This is a genomic window from Streptomyces sp. NPDC021224 (genome assembly GCF_044332905.1).
In the GTDB taxonomy this organism is placed as follows: Bacteria; Actinomycetota; Actinomycetes; order Streptomycetales; family Streptomycetaceae; genus Actinacidiphila.
The window spans coordinates 397941-413150 of sequence record NZ_JBIRPW010000005.1 but is presented as its reverse complement, the minus strand read 5'-3'; the positions used below and the strand labels follow the sequence as shown (position 1 = coordinate 413150).

14 protein-coding genes are annotated in these 15210 nt (G+C 74.7%); 3 read left to right on the top strand and 11 right to left on the bottom strand.

Annotation, left to right across the window (positions count from 1 at the left end):
* Positions 1–123: 123 nt before the first annotated feature.
* Positions 124–390, top strand: a complete 267-nt coding sequence (gene rpsT, locus ACH4PY_RS16005; RefSeq protein WP_398181780.1) for a 30S ribosomal protein S20 — start codon at positions 124–126, stop codon at positions 388–390.
* Positions 391–599: 209 nt separating this feature from the next.
* On the top strand, positions 600–1535 hold the full coding sequence (locus tag ACH4PY_RS16000) for a hypothetical protein (protein WP_398181777.1): 936 nt from the start codon (positions 600–602) through the stop codon (positions 1533–1535).
* Positions 1536–1595: 60 nt separating this feature from the next.
* Here the strand turns inward: ACH4PY_RS16000 and holA are convergent, their stop codons facing one another.
* From holA to ACH4PY_RS15965, 7 genes are all read right to left on the bottom strand, one after another.
* A complete protein-coding gene (holA, locus tag ACH4PY_RS15995) occupies positions 1596–2582 on the bottom strand; it encodes a DNA polymerase III subunit delta (RefSeq protein WP_398181775.1) in 987 nt (328 codons plus the stop codon).
* 218 nt (positions 2583–2800) lie between these two features.
* The gene (locus tag ACH4PY_RS15990) at positions 2801–3850 is read right to left on the bottom strand and encodes a polysaccharide deacetylase family protein (protein ID WP_398181772.1); all 1050 of its coding nucleotides are present in this window, start codon (positions 3848–3850) and stop codon (positions 2801–2803) included.
* A 71-nt stretch (positions 3851–3921) separates the two neighbouring features.
* Positions 3922–4965 (bottom strand): glycoside hydrolase family 11 protein, encoded by a 1044-nt coding sequence (locus ACH4PY_RS15985; RefSeq protein WP_398181769.1) that lies wholly within the window; start codon positions 4963–4965, stop codon positions 3922–3924.
* A 407-nt stretch (positions 4966–5372) separates the two neighbouring features.
* Entirely contained in the window at positions 5373–5864 is a 492-nt protein-coding gene (locus ACH4PY_RS15980; RefSeq protein ID WP_398181766.1) for a GNAT family N-acetyltransferase, read from the bottom strand.
* A 72-nt stretch (positions 5865–5936) separates the two neighbouring features.
* Positions 5937–7235: an MFS transporter gene (locus ACH4PY_RS15975; protein ID WP_398181763.1), complete on the bottom strand. Its 1299-nt coding sequence runs from the start codon at positions 7233–7235 to the stop codon at positions 5937–5939.
* Positions 7232–7867: a helix-turn-helix domain-containing protein gene (locus tag ACH4PY_RS15970; RefSeq protein WP_398181760.1), complete on the bottom strand. Its 636-nt coding sequence runs from the start codon at positions 7865–7867 to the stop codon at positions 7232–7234. The genes ACH4PY_RS15975 and ACH4PY_RS15970 overlap by 4 nt, the downstream gene beginning before the upstream one ends.
* A 118-nt stretch (positions 7868–7985) precedes the next feature.
* Positions 7986–8876 carry a LysR family transcriptional regulator gene (locus ACH4PY_RS15965; protein WP_398181757.1) on the bottom strand — a complete coding sequence of 297 codons (891 nt, stop codon included), beginning with the start codon at positions 8874–8876 and terminating at the stop codon, positions 7986–7988.
* Between the two features lie 134 nt (positions 8877–9010).
* Here ACH4PY_RS15965 and ACH4PY_RS15960 point away from each other — a divergent pair, with 134 nt between their 5' ends.
* Entirely contained in the window at positions 9011–9520 is a 510-nt protein-coding gene (locus ACH4PY_RS15960) for a nuclear transport factor 2 family protein (protein WP_398181754.1), read from the top strand.
* Here the strand turns inward: ACH4PY_RS15960 and ACH4PY_RS15955 are convergent.
* The 4 genes from ACH4PY_RS15955 to ACH4PY_RS15940 form a co-directional block, all read right to left on the bottom strand.
* Positions 9405–12032 carry a ComEC/Rec2 family competence protein gene (locus tag ACH4PY_RS15955; RefSeq protein WP_398181751.1) on the bottom strand — a complete coding sequence of 876 codons (2628 nt, stop codon included), beginning with the start codon at positions 12030–12032 and terminating at the stop codon, positions 9405–9407. The two genes, ACH4PY_RS15960 and ACH4PY_RS15955, sit on opposite strands and share 116 nt — an antisense overlap.
* Before the next feature lie 536 nt (positions 12033–12568).
* Positions 12569–13270, bottom strand: coding sequence for a helix-hairpin-helix domain-containing protein (locus tag ACH4PY_RS15950; protein ID WP_398181748.1), 702 nt, complete (start codon positions 13268–13270; stop codon positions 12569–12571).
* Between the two features lie 211 nt (positions 13271–13481).
* Positions 13482–14327 carry a DegV family protein gene (locus ACH4PY_RS15945; RefSeq protein WP_398181745.1) on the bottom strand — a complete coding sequence of 282 codons (846 nt, stop codon included), beginning with the start codon at positions 14325–14327 and terminating at the stop codon, positions 13482–13484.
* A gap of 184 nt (positions 14328–14511) precedes the next feature.
* Positions 14512–15090: a hypothetical protein gene (locus ACH4PY_RS15940; RefSeq protein WP_398181742.1), complete on the bottom strand. Its 579-nt coding sequence runs from the start codon at positions 15088–15090 to the stop codon at positions 14512–14514.
* Between the last annotated feature and the right edge of the window lie 120 nt (positions 15091–15210).

Below are 15210 nucleotides of genomic sequence, written 5' to 3'. Positions count from 1 at the left end.
CGGGCGGTTTGGGAGCCGCCTGGTGCTGCTGGTAATCTGGGCCGCTGTGTCTCGTACCCGCGTGCCCTTCGCGCGCGGGTGACGCTGAAGACCGAAGAATTCCGAACCTGAGAAGGCTCTTTCGTGGCGAACATCAAGTCCCAGATCAAGCGCAACAAGACCAACGAGAAGGCGCGCCAGCGCAACAAGGCGGTCAAGTCCGAGCTGAAGACGGCCATCCGCCGTACCCGTGAGGCCGTCGCCGCCGGTGACAGCGCGAAGGCCCAGGAGGCCGCCCGCGCCGCCTCCAAGAAGCTCGACAAGGCCGTCAGCAAGGGCGTCATCCACAAGAACCAGGCCGCCAACAAGAAGTCGGCCATCGCGCAGTCGGTCTCCGCGCTCCAGGGCTGATCACCCGAGGTCGACGGCACAGCGGACAACCGGACCACGCGGCCCCTCTACCGCCCGGACCCGCACCACCGCGACCTCGCGCCGCACGCGGACGTTCGCCACGTGCCCGCGGCGCACGCGCACAAGCACTGCCACTGCTGCCCGTCCGGGTCCTCCCGGGCGGGCAGTACGCATGTACGCGTGTCGGTGGGTGTCAGTATCCTCACCGTATGTCGACGCCGCCGCAGCCTGGGCAGCCGGGCCCCCAGCCGTACCAGAACCCGCAGATACCGGGCCAGCTGCCGGGCCAGGTGCCGGGCCAGCCTCCGGCGCAGCCGCCGACCGGCGGCGGTTACGGCGCGCCCGTGCCCGCCCAGCACAACCCCTACGCCCAGACCTCGCCCGGCTTCGGCCCCCCGCAGCAGCCCGGCCCCTACGGGATGCCGCAGCAGCCGGGAGCACCCGGGATGCCGCCGGCGCCCGGCGCCGGCGGACCGGCGGGCGGCGGACGGGGCACCGCCGGGAAGGCCGTGCTGTGGGCGGTCGTCGGTGCCGCGGTGGCCTCCGCGCTGTGGGCCGGCGGGGTCTTCGTGCTCGGCAAGGACTCCTCGTCGGCGCCGAGCCTGCGCGGCTACAAGTCGGTCAAGGACCTGTGCACCACCGCGGACCTGAGCGCCTTCAAGGAGCAGTACCCGAAGGACGACGACAGCCCGACGACGTACACCAGCGACCGGCCCACGCTGGTGCAGATGTACTGCAGCAAGGGCCTGGACCAGGAGGACACGTCGGCCTCCACCGGCTACGTGTCGATCGAGGCGGACCTGCACCGCAAGGCCGACCCGGCGCCGGAGTTCGAGGACCGCTGGCGGAGCTTCGGCGACCACGGCCCGGATCCCGACGACAACTACAAGGTCACCGCGGTGGACGGCTTCGGCGACGAGGCCTATCTGGTCACCCAGGACACGGTGCCCAAGAGCTCCGACTCCGACAGCTCCGCCTCGGGAGACCGCACGGTGGTGCTCGCGGTGCGCGACGGCGCGCTGACCATGACGCTGTCCTGGGACATCTACTCGGTGGAGGCCACCGACGACGAGCCCTCGCTCGACCAGGGCACCGAGTGGGTCAAGGCCGCGACGAAGGCGACGATGGCCAACCTCAGGAAGTGACCGTCCCGCCGCGGACCCGTCCCGGCTCGTCCCTGCCGCTCGCGACCGCCGCGCCCCCGGTCAGCCGCGGGCGCGGGCGGCGCGGGCGATCGTGACCACGGCCTTCTCCAGCGCGTACGCCGGATCGGCGCCGCCGCCCTTGACCGCCGCGTCCGCCTCCGCGACCGCGCGCAGCGCCACCGAGACGGCGTCCGCGTTCCAGCCGCGCATCTGCTGCCGGACCCGGTCGATCTTCCACGGCGGCATGCCCAGGTCACGGGCGAGCTGCCCCGGATTCGCCCCGCGCGGCGCCGAGGCGAGCTTGCCGATCGCCCGCACCCCGGAGGCCAGCGCGAAGGTGATGCCGGGCGCGGGCTGCCCCACCGCGAGCGCCCAGCGCAGCCGCTCCAGCGCCTCGGCCGCCCGGCCGGTCACGGCGAGGTCGGCGACCTCGAAGCCGGTGGCCTCGGCCCGGCCGGTGTAGTAGCGGCGCACCACCGGCTCGTCGATCGTGCCGTCGGTGTCGGCGACGAGCTGGGCGCACGCGCTCGCCAGCTCCCGCAGGTCACTGCCCAGCGCGTCGACCAGCGCCTGCGCCGCCTCGGGGGTGGCCGACCGGCCCAGCGTGCGGAATTCGCCGCGGACGAAGGCCAGCCGGTCGGCGGGCTTGGTCATCTTCGGGCACGCCACCTCGCGCGCGCCCGCCTTGCGCGCCGCGTCCAGCAGCGGCTTGCCCTTGGCGCCGCCCGCGTGCAGCAGCACCAGCGTGATCTCCTCGGCGGGCGCGGCGAGATACGCCTTGAGCTCCTTGACCGTGTCCGCGGAGAGATCCTGCGCGTTCCGCACCGCGATGACCTTGCGCTCGGCGAAGAGCGACGGGCTGGTCAGCTCCGCCAGGGTGCCGGGCTGGAGCGCGTCGGGCGCGAGGTCGCGCACATCGGTGTCGGGGTCGGCCTCGCGCGCCGCCGCCACGACCTCGCGCACGGCGCGGTCGAGCAGCAGCTCCTCCTGGCCCACGGCGAGCGTGAGGGGGGCGAGCGGATCGTCGGAAGCGGTCTTCTTGGCCATCGCGGACCAGCATCGCACGCCCCGCCGACAGTCCGGTCCTGCGGTGGTGCGGGGGCGGTGCGGGGGGGCGCGGGGGGGGTTGGTGCGGGGGCGGTCCGGTCCACCGGAAGCCCCGCTCCGGCCGCCGGTATGGGGGTCCGGCGGCCGGGGCGGGGGGAGGCGGGACCCGGCGCCGCGTCCTGGCGCCGGGCCCCGCGGCCCGGGGGTGGTACGGGGGGTCAGCTCGCGGAGCAGGAGACCGTGGGCCAGGTGGTGGAACCGTTCTTCTGGACGGTCACGCCCCAGTTGTTGCCGCTGCCGTTGGGCTTGGCGACGAGCGTCTGCGCGTTGGGGTAGCTCGCGGTGATGTTCCAGGTGGACAGGATCTTCTCGGGCGCCGGGACGTTCATCGTGACCGTCCAGTTGCTGGAGCCGGTGACCGCCACGTTGAGGTTGTAGCGGTCGCTCCACGAGGTGCCCGCGGACAGCGTCGCGGTGCAGCCGCCGCCCGTTCCGCCGGTGGTGCCGCCGGTCGTGGTGCCGCCCGTCGTCGTCCCGCCGGTCGTCGTCCCGCCGGTGCCGGAGCCGCCGCCGTCGGGGGCGACCGCGCGGCCGGTCTGCGGCGAGATCATGCCGGCGCACAGGCCGCGGCTGGCCAGGCCCTGCGCGATGCGCGGAATGGCGGCCAGGGTGTTGGCGGGCCACTCGTGCATGAGGATGATCTGCCCGTTGGTGAGCCGGGCGTTGGCCGCCACGATGGCGTCGGTGCTCGCGCCGTTCCAGTCCTGCGAGTCGACGTCCCAGATGATCTCGGTCAGGCCGTACTTGGCCTCGACGGACTTCAGGGTCGCGTTGGTCTCGCCGTACGGCGGCCGGAAGAGCTTGGGTGTGCCGCCGCCTGCGGCCGCGATCTTCTGCTGGGTCTGGCCGACCTCGGAGTCGATCTGCGCCTGGCTCTCCTGGATCAGGTGCGGGTGGGTGTAGCTGTGGTTGCCGACCCACATGCCGGCCGCGATCTCGGCCGCGACCTGCGACGGGTAGGAGGCGGCGTACTGGCCTTCGTTGAACATCGTCGCGCGCAGACCGTTCTGCTTGAGCGCGTTGAGGATCGCCGGGGTGTGGTCGTTGGAGGGGCCGTCGTCGAAGGTCAGGCCCACGTAGCCATTGCAGGTAGCTGCCTGCGAGGGGGTGGAGTTGACGGTCGAGGCGACGACGCCGGTCGCGGCGAGCGCCGCCACCGCGAAGCCGGCGATCAGGGTGCGGGGGATGGTGCGGGGCGTGTCATTCATGGGGGGATCTCCTCTGCGGGCGGGCGGCCGCGCCGGGCCGCCCGCCCTCGGACGAGGGATGAGACGGTGCGTCAGTTCGCCTGGCAGGAGAAGGACGGCCACGTGGTGGAGCCGTTCTTCTGGATCGTCAGGCCCCAGTTGTTGCCGCTGCCGTTGGACTTGGCCACGAGCGTCTGGGCGTTGGGGTAGCTGGCGGAGACGTTCCAGGTCGCCATGACCTTCTCCGGGCTCGGCACGTTCGCCGTCACGGTCCAGTTGCTGGCACCGCTCACCGAGACGTTGAGGTTGTAGCGGTCCGACCAGTTCTCCGCGGCGCTGACGTTGGCGGTGCAGCTGCCGCCCGTGCCTCCGTTGCCGCCGGTCGTGCCGCCCGTCGTCCCACCGGTGGTGCCACCGGTGGTGCCGCCGTTGGAGCCGCCGCCGCTGGAGCCGACGGTGATGTTGGAGCTGCCGGAGGACTGGTAGCCCTCGGTGGCGAGGATCTCGTAGTTCGGGGTGCCGAGGTTCAGGCCCGCCTGCGACCACGCGTTGAAGATGGTGGAGACGGTGATGGTGCCGCCGGTGCGCTTGGCCTGGCGGACGGCCCAGTACTGGTAGAACGTCGCCGTGCCCTGGATGGAGGGCTGGTTGACGCGCTGGGTGCGGTACAGGTCGTACGTGCTGCCGTCACTGTTGACCGAACCCAGCCGGGTGGCGCCGGAGCTGGGGTTGTAGTTGCCGTAGTTCTCGACGATGTAGTACTCGATGAGCGGGTTGGTCGTCCAGCCGTACAGCGACAGGTAGCAGTTGCCGCTGCAGTTCCACGAGCCCGAGTACGTCACGGGCGAGGTGTTGCCGGGGTTCCAGCCCTTGCCGGCCACGAAGTTGTTCACGTTGTTCCACGTGGTGCTGTACTGGCCGCCGGAGCCCATCGTCATCGAGGCCTGGCCGCTGTTCTGGCTCCAGAACGAGTAGAAGTACCCGTTGTTGGTGCCGGTGCTGTTGGTGTTCACGGTCGTGTCGGCACTGGCGGTGCCCGGCATGACAAGGGCGGCGACGCCGACGAGCGCGGTCGTCAGGAACGCACTGAGGAGCAGGCGTATCCGGCCCTTGGCAGCGGTGGGGGGACGGTTCACAGGTGTCCTCCTGGAGGATGTGCCCGCGTGGGTGCGGGCAGCGCGACATGGCCCCGTGGCGCGGGGCGGGTCACTTGTGGGGGATGGCTCGGACACCCCGCTCGGCGGCTCGTGCGGAAGGGCCCGGAAAAGCCCGGACCGCGGTGCGGTCCGGGTGACGGGTGGTGCGGTCTCACCGGCGAACAGTGTTGATCCGCCCCCGTCAACTGTCAACAGTTTCGGCGAAGTTTGCGAAACCTTCGACTGGCGCGGCAAGGCCTGGCACAGTGTTGTGCCAGGCCACGGCGTACCGAAGGGGGGTCAGCGACGAGAGCGCCCAGAGATGGCGGGGTTGTTGCCCCCGAGATCGCGGAGGTCGGCTCCGAAATTTTCGTAGATATTTCCGGACGCTTGCGCGGTGAGGGCGCTCAGACCGCCGGGACCGTGGCCGGGGGGCGGGTCATGAAGACGTCCACCGGGTCCTCGGAGTCGACGGTGAAGCCGTGCCGCTCGTAGAGCCGGCGGGCCGGGCTGCCCTGGAGCACGTTCAGACGCACGGTCTGCCCGCGGGCGTCGGCCTGCGCCAGCACCGCCCGCAGCACGTCGGAGCCGAGACCGCGGCCCTGGTGGTGCGGGGCGAGATAGAAGTGCTCCAGCCACTGCCGGTCGTCCCCGGCCGGGCGCAGCGTGACGGAGCCCGCGAAGTCGTCGCCGACGACGATGATCGCGGTGTGCGCGGTCGAGAAGGAGTCGCGCAGCCGCTGCCGCACCCGGTGCTCGTCGTAGCGGCCCAGCCGCTCCAGATCCGGGCGCATGACCACGGCCCGCAGGTCCGCCAGCGGCTCCAGGTCCGCCTCGGTGGACGGGCGCAGGTGCCAGGACGGCTGTTGCGCGGGGACGCGGGGCGCGGCGGCGGTCATGCCGGAAGTATGCCATCGCACCCCCGCTGACCTGCGACGGGGCCCGTCGCGGTCAGGCGTCCCCCGGCGCGGTCAGGCGGGGTGGGCGGACGGCGCGGGCTTTTCCGGCTCCTCGGGCTCCGGCAGCCGGCGCAGCCGCGGTATCGGGGACGGCAGCAGCCACAGCGCGCCGAGCGCGGCCGCCACGGTCACGATCCACAGCGCGGGGCGCAGCCCGATCGCCGAGCCCAGCAGGCCGCCGGCGAGCGCGCCGAGCGGGCGTACCCCGTAGTTGACCATGCGGAAGGCGCCGGACACGCGCGAGCGCAGGGCGTTGGGGATGACGGCGGCCTTGAGCGTGTCCGCGCTGATGTCGAGCAGCATCACGCCGACCCCGGCCGCGAACTCCGCGACGAAGAAGGCCGCCAGCACCATCGGCGTCGGGCCACCCGCCATCGGCACGAGCACCAGCGGGACGGGGAAGGCGACCGCGCCCAGCGTCAGGGCCGGCCCGATGCCGATCGCCCGCACGATCCGCCCGCTGACCACCGAGCCGAGCAGGCTGCCGAGCGCCCCGGCGCCGATGACCAGGCCCAGCGTCCCGGCGCTCAGCCCGAGGCCGTCCACCGCGTAGAGGACGACGAGGGTGCTGAAGGCGAAGTTGAAGAGGTTGATCGTGGCGACACAGGACAGCATCGGGCGCAGCAGCGCGGAGCGCCCGATGAAGCGCAGCCCCTCGGTGAGCTGACCGCGGGCGCGCGGGACGGCGGGCGGCTCCTCGGGCGCTATCCGGGCGAGCTGCCAGGCCGAGACGACGTACGAGACCGCGTCCACGAGCAGCGCCAGCGGGGCCGCGAGCAGCTGCACCAGCAGACCCCCGGCGCTGGGCCCGGCCATGAAGGAGAAGGCCCGGCTGCCGCTGACCAGCGAGCTGCCCGTGACGTAGCTCTGCCGGTCGACGAGCGCGACGAAGAGCGTGGCGTTGCAGACGTCGAAGGCGACGGCGAGGGTGCCGACGGCGAAGACGACGACGCAGAGCTGGGCGAAGGTCAGCACACCGAGGGCGTAGGCGAGCGGGACGGACGCCATGAGCGCGGCGCGGGCGAGGTCCGCGGCGATCATCGTCCGGCGCCGCCGCCCGCGGCGGTCCGCCCAGACCCCGCCGTGCAGCGAGAAGAGCAGCGCGGGCAGCAACCCGGCGAAGCGCAGCCAGCCCATGCCGGTCGGCCCGGTGTGCAGCACCAGGACGGCGGCGAGCGGCACGGCCAGATAGGTCACCTCGTCGCCGAAGAGGGAGACGGTCTGACCGGCCCAGTAGCGGCGGAACTGCCGCTCGCGCAGCAGCGCGGGCGCCCGGCCCGCGAGCGCGCGGACCGCGGTGGCGGTGCTCACGGCGCCTCCCCGGGGGCGGGCTCCGGCCCGGCGTCCGCGGGCTTCCCCGGCTGCTCGGGGGTGACGTAGCCGGTGTGCAGATAGGCCACCCGGCGGGCGGTCGGCGGGCGGTGCGCCGGGTCCTGGCCGCGCTGCGCGTACTCCGCGATCACCGCGGTGACCCTTTCCCCCAGCTCGGACAGCTCCTCGGGGGTGAGGTAGAGGATCGCGTCGGAGTACGCCTCGGCCTGCTGCCACTGCGGGGGCAGCGTGTGCCGCAGCTCGCGGGCCCGCATCAGGCGGTTGAACTGCGACTCCGCCACCGCCACGCTCAGCGCCTCGGCGGCGTCCGCGACCGCCGGATCCTCCGAGTAGGTCGGCCAGTCGGTGTACGACGCGGTGGCGCGCCACGGCTTCTCCCGCCCCGACGCCCCCGGCTCCGCCTCCTCGACGAGGCCGTACTTCGCCAGTATCCGCAGGTGGTAGGAGCAGCTGGCGACGGACTCCCCGGTCAGCTCCGCCGCCCGCGTCGCCGTGAACGGCCCCTCCGTGCGCAGCAGGCCGACCAGCGTCATGCGGGTGGGGTGCGCGTACGCGCGCAGGGCGCGCGGATCGCTGAGGTGGATCTGGTGGTCGCGCGGCGTCTCGGACATGTTTCTCACGATAACTTTCTCAAGACTTCTTTAGCAAGAAGGCTTTAGCAAGGGATCTTTAGGATGTGGCAGGCCGGGAGGCGGGCGGGCGGAAGGCGGAAGGCCGTTCGGCCCCAGGTCAGCGGCCGAGCAGCGCGCGGACGGCGTCGGCGAATGCCAGCACGCGGGCGGTGGCGGCGTCGGATCGCCAGTGCAGGGCCCATTCCACGGGCGGGGCGTCCCGGAAGGGCACGTAGGCGACGTCGGGGCGTGCGTAGTAGCGGCGCGTCTGGGCGCCGACGACGAGCGCGCCCCGGCCCGCGCCGACGAGCGTGAGCAGCTCGTTGTACGTCGCCGCCGCCGGGCCGTGCGCGACCGGCCGCCCGGCCGGGGTGACGCTCGGCGCGCGGTCCTCCTGGAGGGACGCGGGCGCGTGGGCGGGCAGCCGCAGCAGCGTCACCCGGGCCAGATCCTCCACGGACAGCGACTCACGGCGGGCGAATGGATGGCCCGCGGGCACGGCGAGCATGCGCGCCTCACCGATCAGCACCGGCCCGGAGACGACGCCGGGGGCGTCCACCGGAAGGCCCGCCAGCACCAGGTCGGCCTCGCCCGCGCGGAGCCCGGCCACGACGTCCGCGGGCTGCACCTCACGGATGCGGACCTCGCAGCCCGGCGCCCGCTCCCGGAAGAGCTCGGCCGCGCCCGCCAGCAGCTGCCCGCCCGCAGCGCCGACGAAGGCCGCGTCCAGCGTGCCCGTGAGCCCGCGGGCCGCCTCGACCGCGGCCTCGTACGCCGCCGCGATCCGCTCCCACGCCGGCCGCAGCTCCACGACGAGCCGGCTGCCGAGCGGCGTCAGCTCCACCCGGCGGCTGGTGCGCGCGAACAGCGGGGCGCCGACCCGGCGTTCGAGCTTCGCGACCGTCTGGCTGACCCGGGCGGTGGAGACGCGCAGCCGCTCGGCGGTCCGGCCGAAATGCAGCTCCTCGGCCAGCGTGAGCAGCGTCTCCAGCTCCTGCCGCTCCAGCACCGCGCCGCCCCCGCATCGTCAAGTTGGACTCGACGATCGTTGCACAGCCCGACATTGATCCGGCCGCCGCGCCCGGCGAAGGTCGGGTCAGCACCGATCCGGCTCAGCCGGCCGACCCGCACCAGGAGCGAGCGATGTACGTCACCGGACCCCACGCCCTCACCGCCCCCGCCGCCGACACCCCGGCGGTCCTGCGGGAGCTGCGCGACCGCACGGAGATCCTCGACGCCCTGCTGCGTTTCGGCCTCGGCCAGGACCTCCGGGACGCCGCGCTCTTCGCCTCCGCCTTCGCGCCCGACGCCGAGGTGGACTTCGCCCCCGCCTCCGCGAAGTGGGGCGGCACCGCCCCGCTGCTGGCCGGGCGGGACAGCATCGTCACCACCATCCTCGGCCTCTTCGCCGGACGCGTGGACACCACCCACCAGGTCACCAACCCGCGCATCGCGATCGACGGCGACACCGCCCGCCTCACCGCCCTCGTCGAGGCCCAGCACCTGCTGACCGCCGACCACGGCACCTTCGCGCTGCTCAAGAACCCCTACGCGGTGGACCTGGTGCGCGACGGCGACAGCTGGGTGATCCGCCGGATGCGCATCGACAACGCCTGGTACACCGGGGACCCCACCGCGATCTTCGGCGCCTGACCGCCGCCAGGGCCGGCCGCCCCTCCCCCGCCGCGAGCAGGCCGCCGCCCCCGCGGCGCGGCACCGAGGCGCGCAGCCCGCCCGGACCCGCGATGACGGCGACGGGCCCGTCCCGGTCCGTCCGCAGCACGGTGGCGCCCAGCGCCCGCAGCGCCGCGACCGTCCCCGGCGCCGGGTGGTGGTAGGTGTTGTGCGCCCCCACCGAGACGAGCGCCAGCCGCGGGTGCAGCCGGGCGAAGAACGCGTCGTCCCGGAACGCGCTGCCGTGGTGCGGGACCTTCAGCACGTCCACCCGCGGCAGATCCGGCACCGACGCCAGCACCTCGCGCTGCGCCTCGGGGCCCAGATCCCCGGCGAGCAGCAGCGTCAGGCCGCCCGTGCGCACCAGCAGCGCCACGCTCGCGTCGTTGGGGTCGTCGTCCGGCAACTCCCCCGCGTCCGGCGGCGGCCACAGCACCCGCCACGCCAGCGGGCCCACCGCGCGCTGCTCCCCCGCCGCCGCCCGCAGCACCGGCACACCCGCGGCCGCCGCCTCCCGCCGCACCCGCGCGGCCTCCGGCGCCGGTTCGTCCAGCACCGTCGTCTCGATCGCCCCGACCGCGCGCCCGCGCAGCACACCGCCGAGGCCGTCCGCGTGATCGGCGTGAAAGTGCGTCAGGATCAGCAGCGGCACCGAAGTGACCCGCAAGTCGCGCAGACAGCGGTCGGCGAGCGCCGGATCAGGACCGGTGTCCACGACCACCGCGCTGCCCGGCCCCGCGGACAGCGCCAGCGCGTCGCCCTGCCCCACGTCGCACATCGCGAACCGCCAGCCCGCGGGCGGCCACCGCGCCTCCTGCCCCGGCAGCGGCACGGGCAACGGCAGCGGCCGGGTCAGCGCCAGCAGCACCAGCAGGGCCGCTCCCGCCGCGGTCCACGGCCGCGCCGCGAGCCCCCGCAGCAGACGGCCGCCCCGCGCCGCCACCGCGACCGCGACCGTCAGCCCCGCCAGCAGCGCCGCGCCCGCCCAGCCGCCCGGCCAGCCCATCTGCGCGCCCGGCAGCGCGGCACCGTGCCGGGCCACCGCCGCGATCCACCGCACCGGCCAGCCCGCCGCCCACGCCGTGGCCGCCGCCGCGGCCGGGGACAGCGGCGCCAGCACCAGCGCGCCGAAGCCCAGCACCGTCGCGGGCGCGACCGCGGGCTCCGCCAGCAGATTGCACGGCACGCCCACCAGGCTGAGCCGCCCCGACAGCACCACCAGCAGCGGGGCGCACGCCGCCTGCGCCGCACCCGCCGCCGCCAGCGCCTCCGCCGCCCGCGGCGGCACCCCGCGGCGGCGCAGGGCCGCGCACCACTGCGGTGCCAGCGTCAGCAGCGAGCCCGTCGCCAGCACGGACAGGGCGAAGCCGTACGAGCGGGCGACCGGCGGATCGCACAGCACCAGCAGCAGGACCGCGCCGCACAGCGCGGGCAGCAGCGACCTGCGGCGGCCCGTACCGATCGCCAGCAGCGTGATCAGGCCGCACACCGCGGCCCGCAGCACGCTCGGGCCCGGGCGGCACACCAGCACGAACGCGCCCGTCAAGGCCGCGCCCAGCACCGCCGTCAGCCGCAGCGGCACGCCCAGTGCCGCCGCCAGGCCGCGGCGTTCCGCCCGTACGGCCTCGGCCGGGGGGCCGATCAGGAGCAGCAGGACGATCGTGAGGTTCGCCCCCGACACGGACGTGAGGTGTGCGAGGTCCGTCGCCTCGAACGCCTCCTTGAGCGACGCGGGCAGTGCACCGGTGTCGCCCGTCACCAGACCCGGGAGCAGTCCGCGGACGTCCGCGGGCAGACCGGCGCTCGCCGTGCGCAGCCCGCCGCGCAGCCGGGCCGCGACCCGCTGGGACGTGCTCGGCGGGCTCAGCACGCGGGGCGGGCCCGTCGGGCGCAGTATCGCCGCGGACTCGCCGGGGCGGGTCGAGGGGGCGATGCGGGCTGCCACCCGCAGGGTCGTCGACGGCACGAGCCGTGCCCACACCGGGGGGCGGGTGTCGTCAGCCAGCACCACGACGGGTGTGCGGGTCCTCGTCGGGCCGACGCGGATCGCTTCCGCGGGGACCACCACGGTCGGGGCTCGCCCTGCGGGGGCGCGGGAGCGGGCGGTGAACGGGTCGCCCGTGACCCGCAGTACCACCTCCGCGTGTGCCCGGCGGGCGGCCAGGTCCGGGAGGGGGCCGCGGTGGAGGTCCGCGTCCGCGAGCGCCGCGGTGGTGGCTGCCGCCACGAGGCTCAGCAGGGTTGCCGCTGCTGCGGCGGTGAGTGTGCTTCCTCGGGGGTGGGCGGGCCCGAGCCGCCTTGCGGCTGCCGCCGCGAGCGCGTACGCCGCTGCCGCGGCGGTGGCCGTGAGGAGGACGGTCCTCCACCCCGCGGTGGGCGTCAGGGCTGCCGCCGCCCAGGCCGCCAGGGCGGGTGGGACGAGCCGCAGGTCCGGCGGACCCTCCTGGCGCGGGTTCGCCGCGCCGAGTCGTGATTTCGCCGCCGCGTGCACGGGCGCCTGCGGCGGGCGTTGCCCGTTCCGAGCTTCCTCCGCAGGGGCCTGCGGCGTGCGGGGGTGGGCTCCCTCCTGTCGCTTGCTCGGCGTTGTCCGGCTGCCCGTCTCGTCGCGGCTGAGCGCGCAGTTCCCCGCGCCCCTACGGTCCTGCCGCTTGCTCGACGCTGCCTGACTGTCCGTCTCGTCGGGGCCGAGCGCGCAGTTCCCCGCGCCCCTACGGTCCTGCCGCTTGCTCGGCGTTGCCTCACCATCCGTCTCGTCGGGGCTGAGCGCGCAGTTCCCCGCGCCCCTGCGGGGCGCTGACCCACCCCGTGCGGGAGACGACCCGCCCTCCGAGCCGGGCGCCCCGGTCCCCGTGGCCCCCAGGCCCTGCCCCTTGCTCGGCGTCGCCCGGCTGCCCGTCTCGTCGTGGCCGAACGCGCAGTTCCCCGCGCCCCTGCGGGGTGCTGGCCCACCCTGTGCGGGGGGCCCGAGCCGGGATGGGGGGCCGGTCCCTGTGGGGGGCGTGGTCGCGTCGTCCAGGTGGGGTGGGGTCATGGGTGGACCAGGGGTTTGAGGGTGGTGAATTTGCGGTCGCCGATGCCGGGGACTTGGCGGAGTTGCTGGAGGGTGGTGAAGGCGCCGTGCTGGGTGCGGTAGTCGAGGATGTGCTGGGCCAGGACGGGACCGACGCCGGGGAGGGCGTCGAGTTGGGGGGCCGTGGCGGAGTTGAGGCTCAGGGGGGTGGTGGGGGTGCCGGACTCCGTGGTGGAGGGTGGGGGCGGCTGGCCGACGAGGAGTTGTTCGCCGTCGGTGAGGGGGCGGGCGAGGTTGAGGGAGGTCGTGTCGGTGCCGGGGAGGGGGCCGCCCGCCGCGGTCAGGGCGTCGGCGACGCGGGAGCCCGGCGGGAGGTGGCGCAGGCCCGGGCTCGCGACCTTGCCGGCGATGTCGATCGTCAGGGCGGGGCGGGCCGGCGAGGGGCCGGGAGCCGGAGCGGGGGTGGACGGCGGGAGGGCCGCGGGGATCTGTACCGTCTGGGGGCGGCCCGTCATGTAATGGCGCACCGCGAGCCCCGTCGCCGCCAGCAGCACCACGGCCAGGGCCGCCACCGTGCGCAGTTCGAGGCCGCAGCGCAGCAGCAGCCAGGTCCGGACCCGGGCGGCCCGTCCGGGCGGCGGGCTCTCCCCGGGGGACGGCGGGGGCGGACCCGCCTCCGGGAAGATCGCGGACGCCCGCTCCCACGCTTCCCCGGGCACCTTCGCTTTTGCCGAGCCTGCCGAGCTTGTCGATCCTGCCGATCCTGCCGATCCTGCCGATCCTGCCGATCCTGCCGATCCTGCCGAGTATGTCGCGCGTGTCGCGCTCGTCACGTTCATACCGATCATCGTGGACCGCTCGGCACCACCCGCGATGATCTTGATCCGCAACCTGTGGAAAACTCCCGACCCCGCCCGCGGACCGGCGTGTTCAGTGCGGCGAGACCACCACGCCCAGCAGCCCCGGTCCCGCGTGGGCGCCGATCACCGCGCCCACCTCGCTCACGACGAGGTCGTCCAGGCCGGGAACGCGGTCGCGCAGCCGCTCCGCGAGGACGGCGGCCCGTTCGGCGGCGGCGAGGTGGTGCACCGCGAGGGCGACCGTCCGTGTGCCGGCCTGCTCGACGACGATCTCCTCCAGGCGCGTGATCGCCTTCGAGGCGGTACGCACCTTCTCCAGCAGCTCGATCCGCCCGTCGGCCAGCCGCAGCAGCGGCTTCACCGCGAGGGCCGAGCCGAAGAGGGCCTGGGCGGCGCCGATCCGGCCGCCCCTGCGCAGGTAGTCGAGGGTGTCGACGTAGAAGTACGCGGACGTGTCCGCCGCCCGTTTCTCCGCGGCCGCGACCACCTCGTCCGCCGTGCCGCCCGCCTCCGCCGCCTCCGCGGCGGCGAGCACGGTGAAGCCGAGGGCCATCGCGACCATGCCGGTGTCCACGACCCGGACGGGCACGGGCGCATCCTTCGCCGCGACGAGCGCGGCGTCGTACGTACCCGAGAAGTCGGCGGACAGGTGGAGGGAGACGATCGCGGACGCGCCGGACGCGGCGGCGGCCTCGTACGCGGCGGTGAACTCCGGCGGCGCGGGGCGGGACGTGGTCACCGGGCGGCGGCGTTGCAGCGCCCGCGCGACCGCGGGCGCGGAGATCTCGGTGCCCTCCTCCAGGGCCTCGTCGCCGATCACCACGGTGAGGGGAACGATGGTGATGTGGTGGCGGATCAGGGCGTCACGGCCGAGGTAGGCCGTGGAGTCCGTGACGATGGCGACGTGCGGGGGCATGTCCGGGAGATTACCCGGGGCGCGGGCCGGGGCGACAGCTCGGCCCGCCCCACCGGCCGGGACACGCCGCCCACCGGGACGTACCGCCCTCCGGCCCCCCGGCCCGCCCCACCCGCCGGGACGCACCCCCTCAAGCTCCTCCGCCCGACGCGCCCGCCGGGACACGCCCCCCGGCGGGCCGAGCTCACTCCCCCGGCGACGGCAGCTTCGGCGGTTCCGTCGGGGTCCAGTGGCGCAGGGCGGCGGATTCTATGGCGATCTGGTCGTTCAGGGAGGCCAGGTCGTCGGCGGTGGCGTGTTCGGCGCGGTCCTGGGCGGCCCAGCGCAGGGAGTTCGCGGAGTGGGTGACCTGGCGGACGCGGGTGGTGAGTTCGGGGAGGCGGGTCGCGACGCGCGACCGGTCCGGCTCGCGTTCGAGCAGCTTGAGCTCGCCGTCGAGGGCGCGGGCGTGGTCGTTGAGGCGGGCGAGCAGGGCCGCGGCCTCGGCGAGGGCGGGGTCGTCGGCGCGGCGCGCGTCCAGCGCGGCGAAGGTGCTGTCGATCGCGGCCCGCAGGTCGATGCGCAGCTGGGCCACCTCGCCGCCGGGGCCGGGCGTGGTGAAGCGGCGGGCCTTGAGCTGGGTGTCCTCGACGACCCGGCGGGCCTGCGCGGTGCCGCGGGCCACTCCGCGCTTGACGGCGCGCACGGTGCGTACCGCCACGACGCCCACCAGTACCAGGAAGGCCAGCACGAGCAGGAGAACGATGATCCCGGCGGTTTCCACAGGCCGCTCCTCCTGGGCTGGGGCGAGGTCACGTACGTCCGCGACGGACGCGTACCTCCACGGTAACGGCAAGGGGCAGGCCCGAGGGATCCGGTGGATCCCCCAAGCCTGCCCCTAAGG

Coding starts and splice junctions, on each gene's coding strand:
- ACH4PY_RS15945 (WP_398181745.1), bottom strand. CDS start 14,327: ATGCCCCCGCACGTCGCCATCGTCACGGACTCCACGGCCTACCTCGGC.
- ACH4PY_RS15980 (WP_398181766.1), bottom strand. CDS start 5,864: ATGACCGCCGCCGCGCCCCGCGTCCCCGCGCAACAGCCGTCCTGGCAC.
- ACH4PY_RS16000 (WP_398181777.1), top strand. CDS start 600: ATGTCGACGCCGCCGCAGCCTGGGCAGCCGGGCCCCCAGCCGTACCAG.
- holA (WP_398181775.1), bottom strand. CDS start 2,582: ATGGCCAAGAAGACCGCTTCCGACGATCCGCTCGCCCCCCTCACGCTC.
- ACH4PY_RS15960 (WP_398181754.1), top strand. CDS start 9,011: ATGTACGTCACCGGACCCCACGCCCTCACCGCCCCCGCCGCCGACACC.
- ACH4PY_RS15990 (WP_398181772.1), bottom strand. CDS start 3,850: ATGAATGACACGCCCCGCACCATCCCCCGCACCCTGATCGCCGGCTTC.
- ACH4PY_RS15970 (WP_398181760.1), bottom strand. CDS start 7,867: ATGTCCGAGACGCCGCGCGACCACCAGATCCACCTCAGCGATCCGCGC.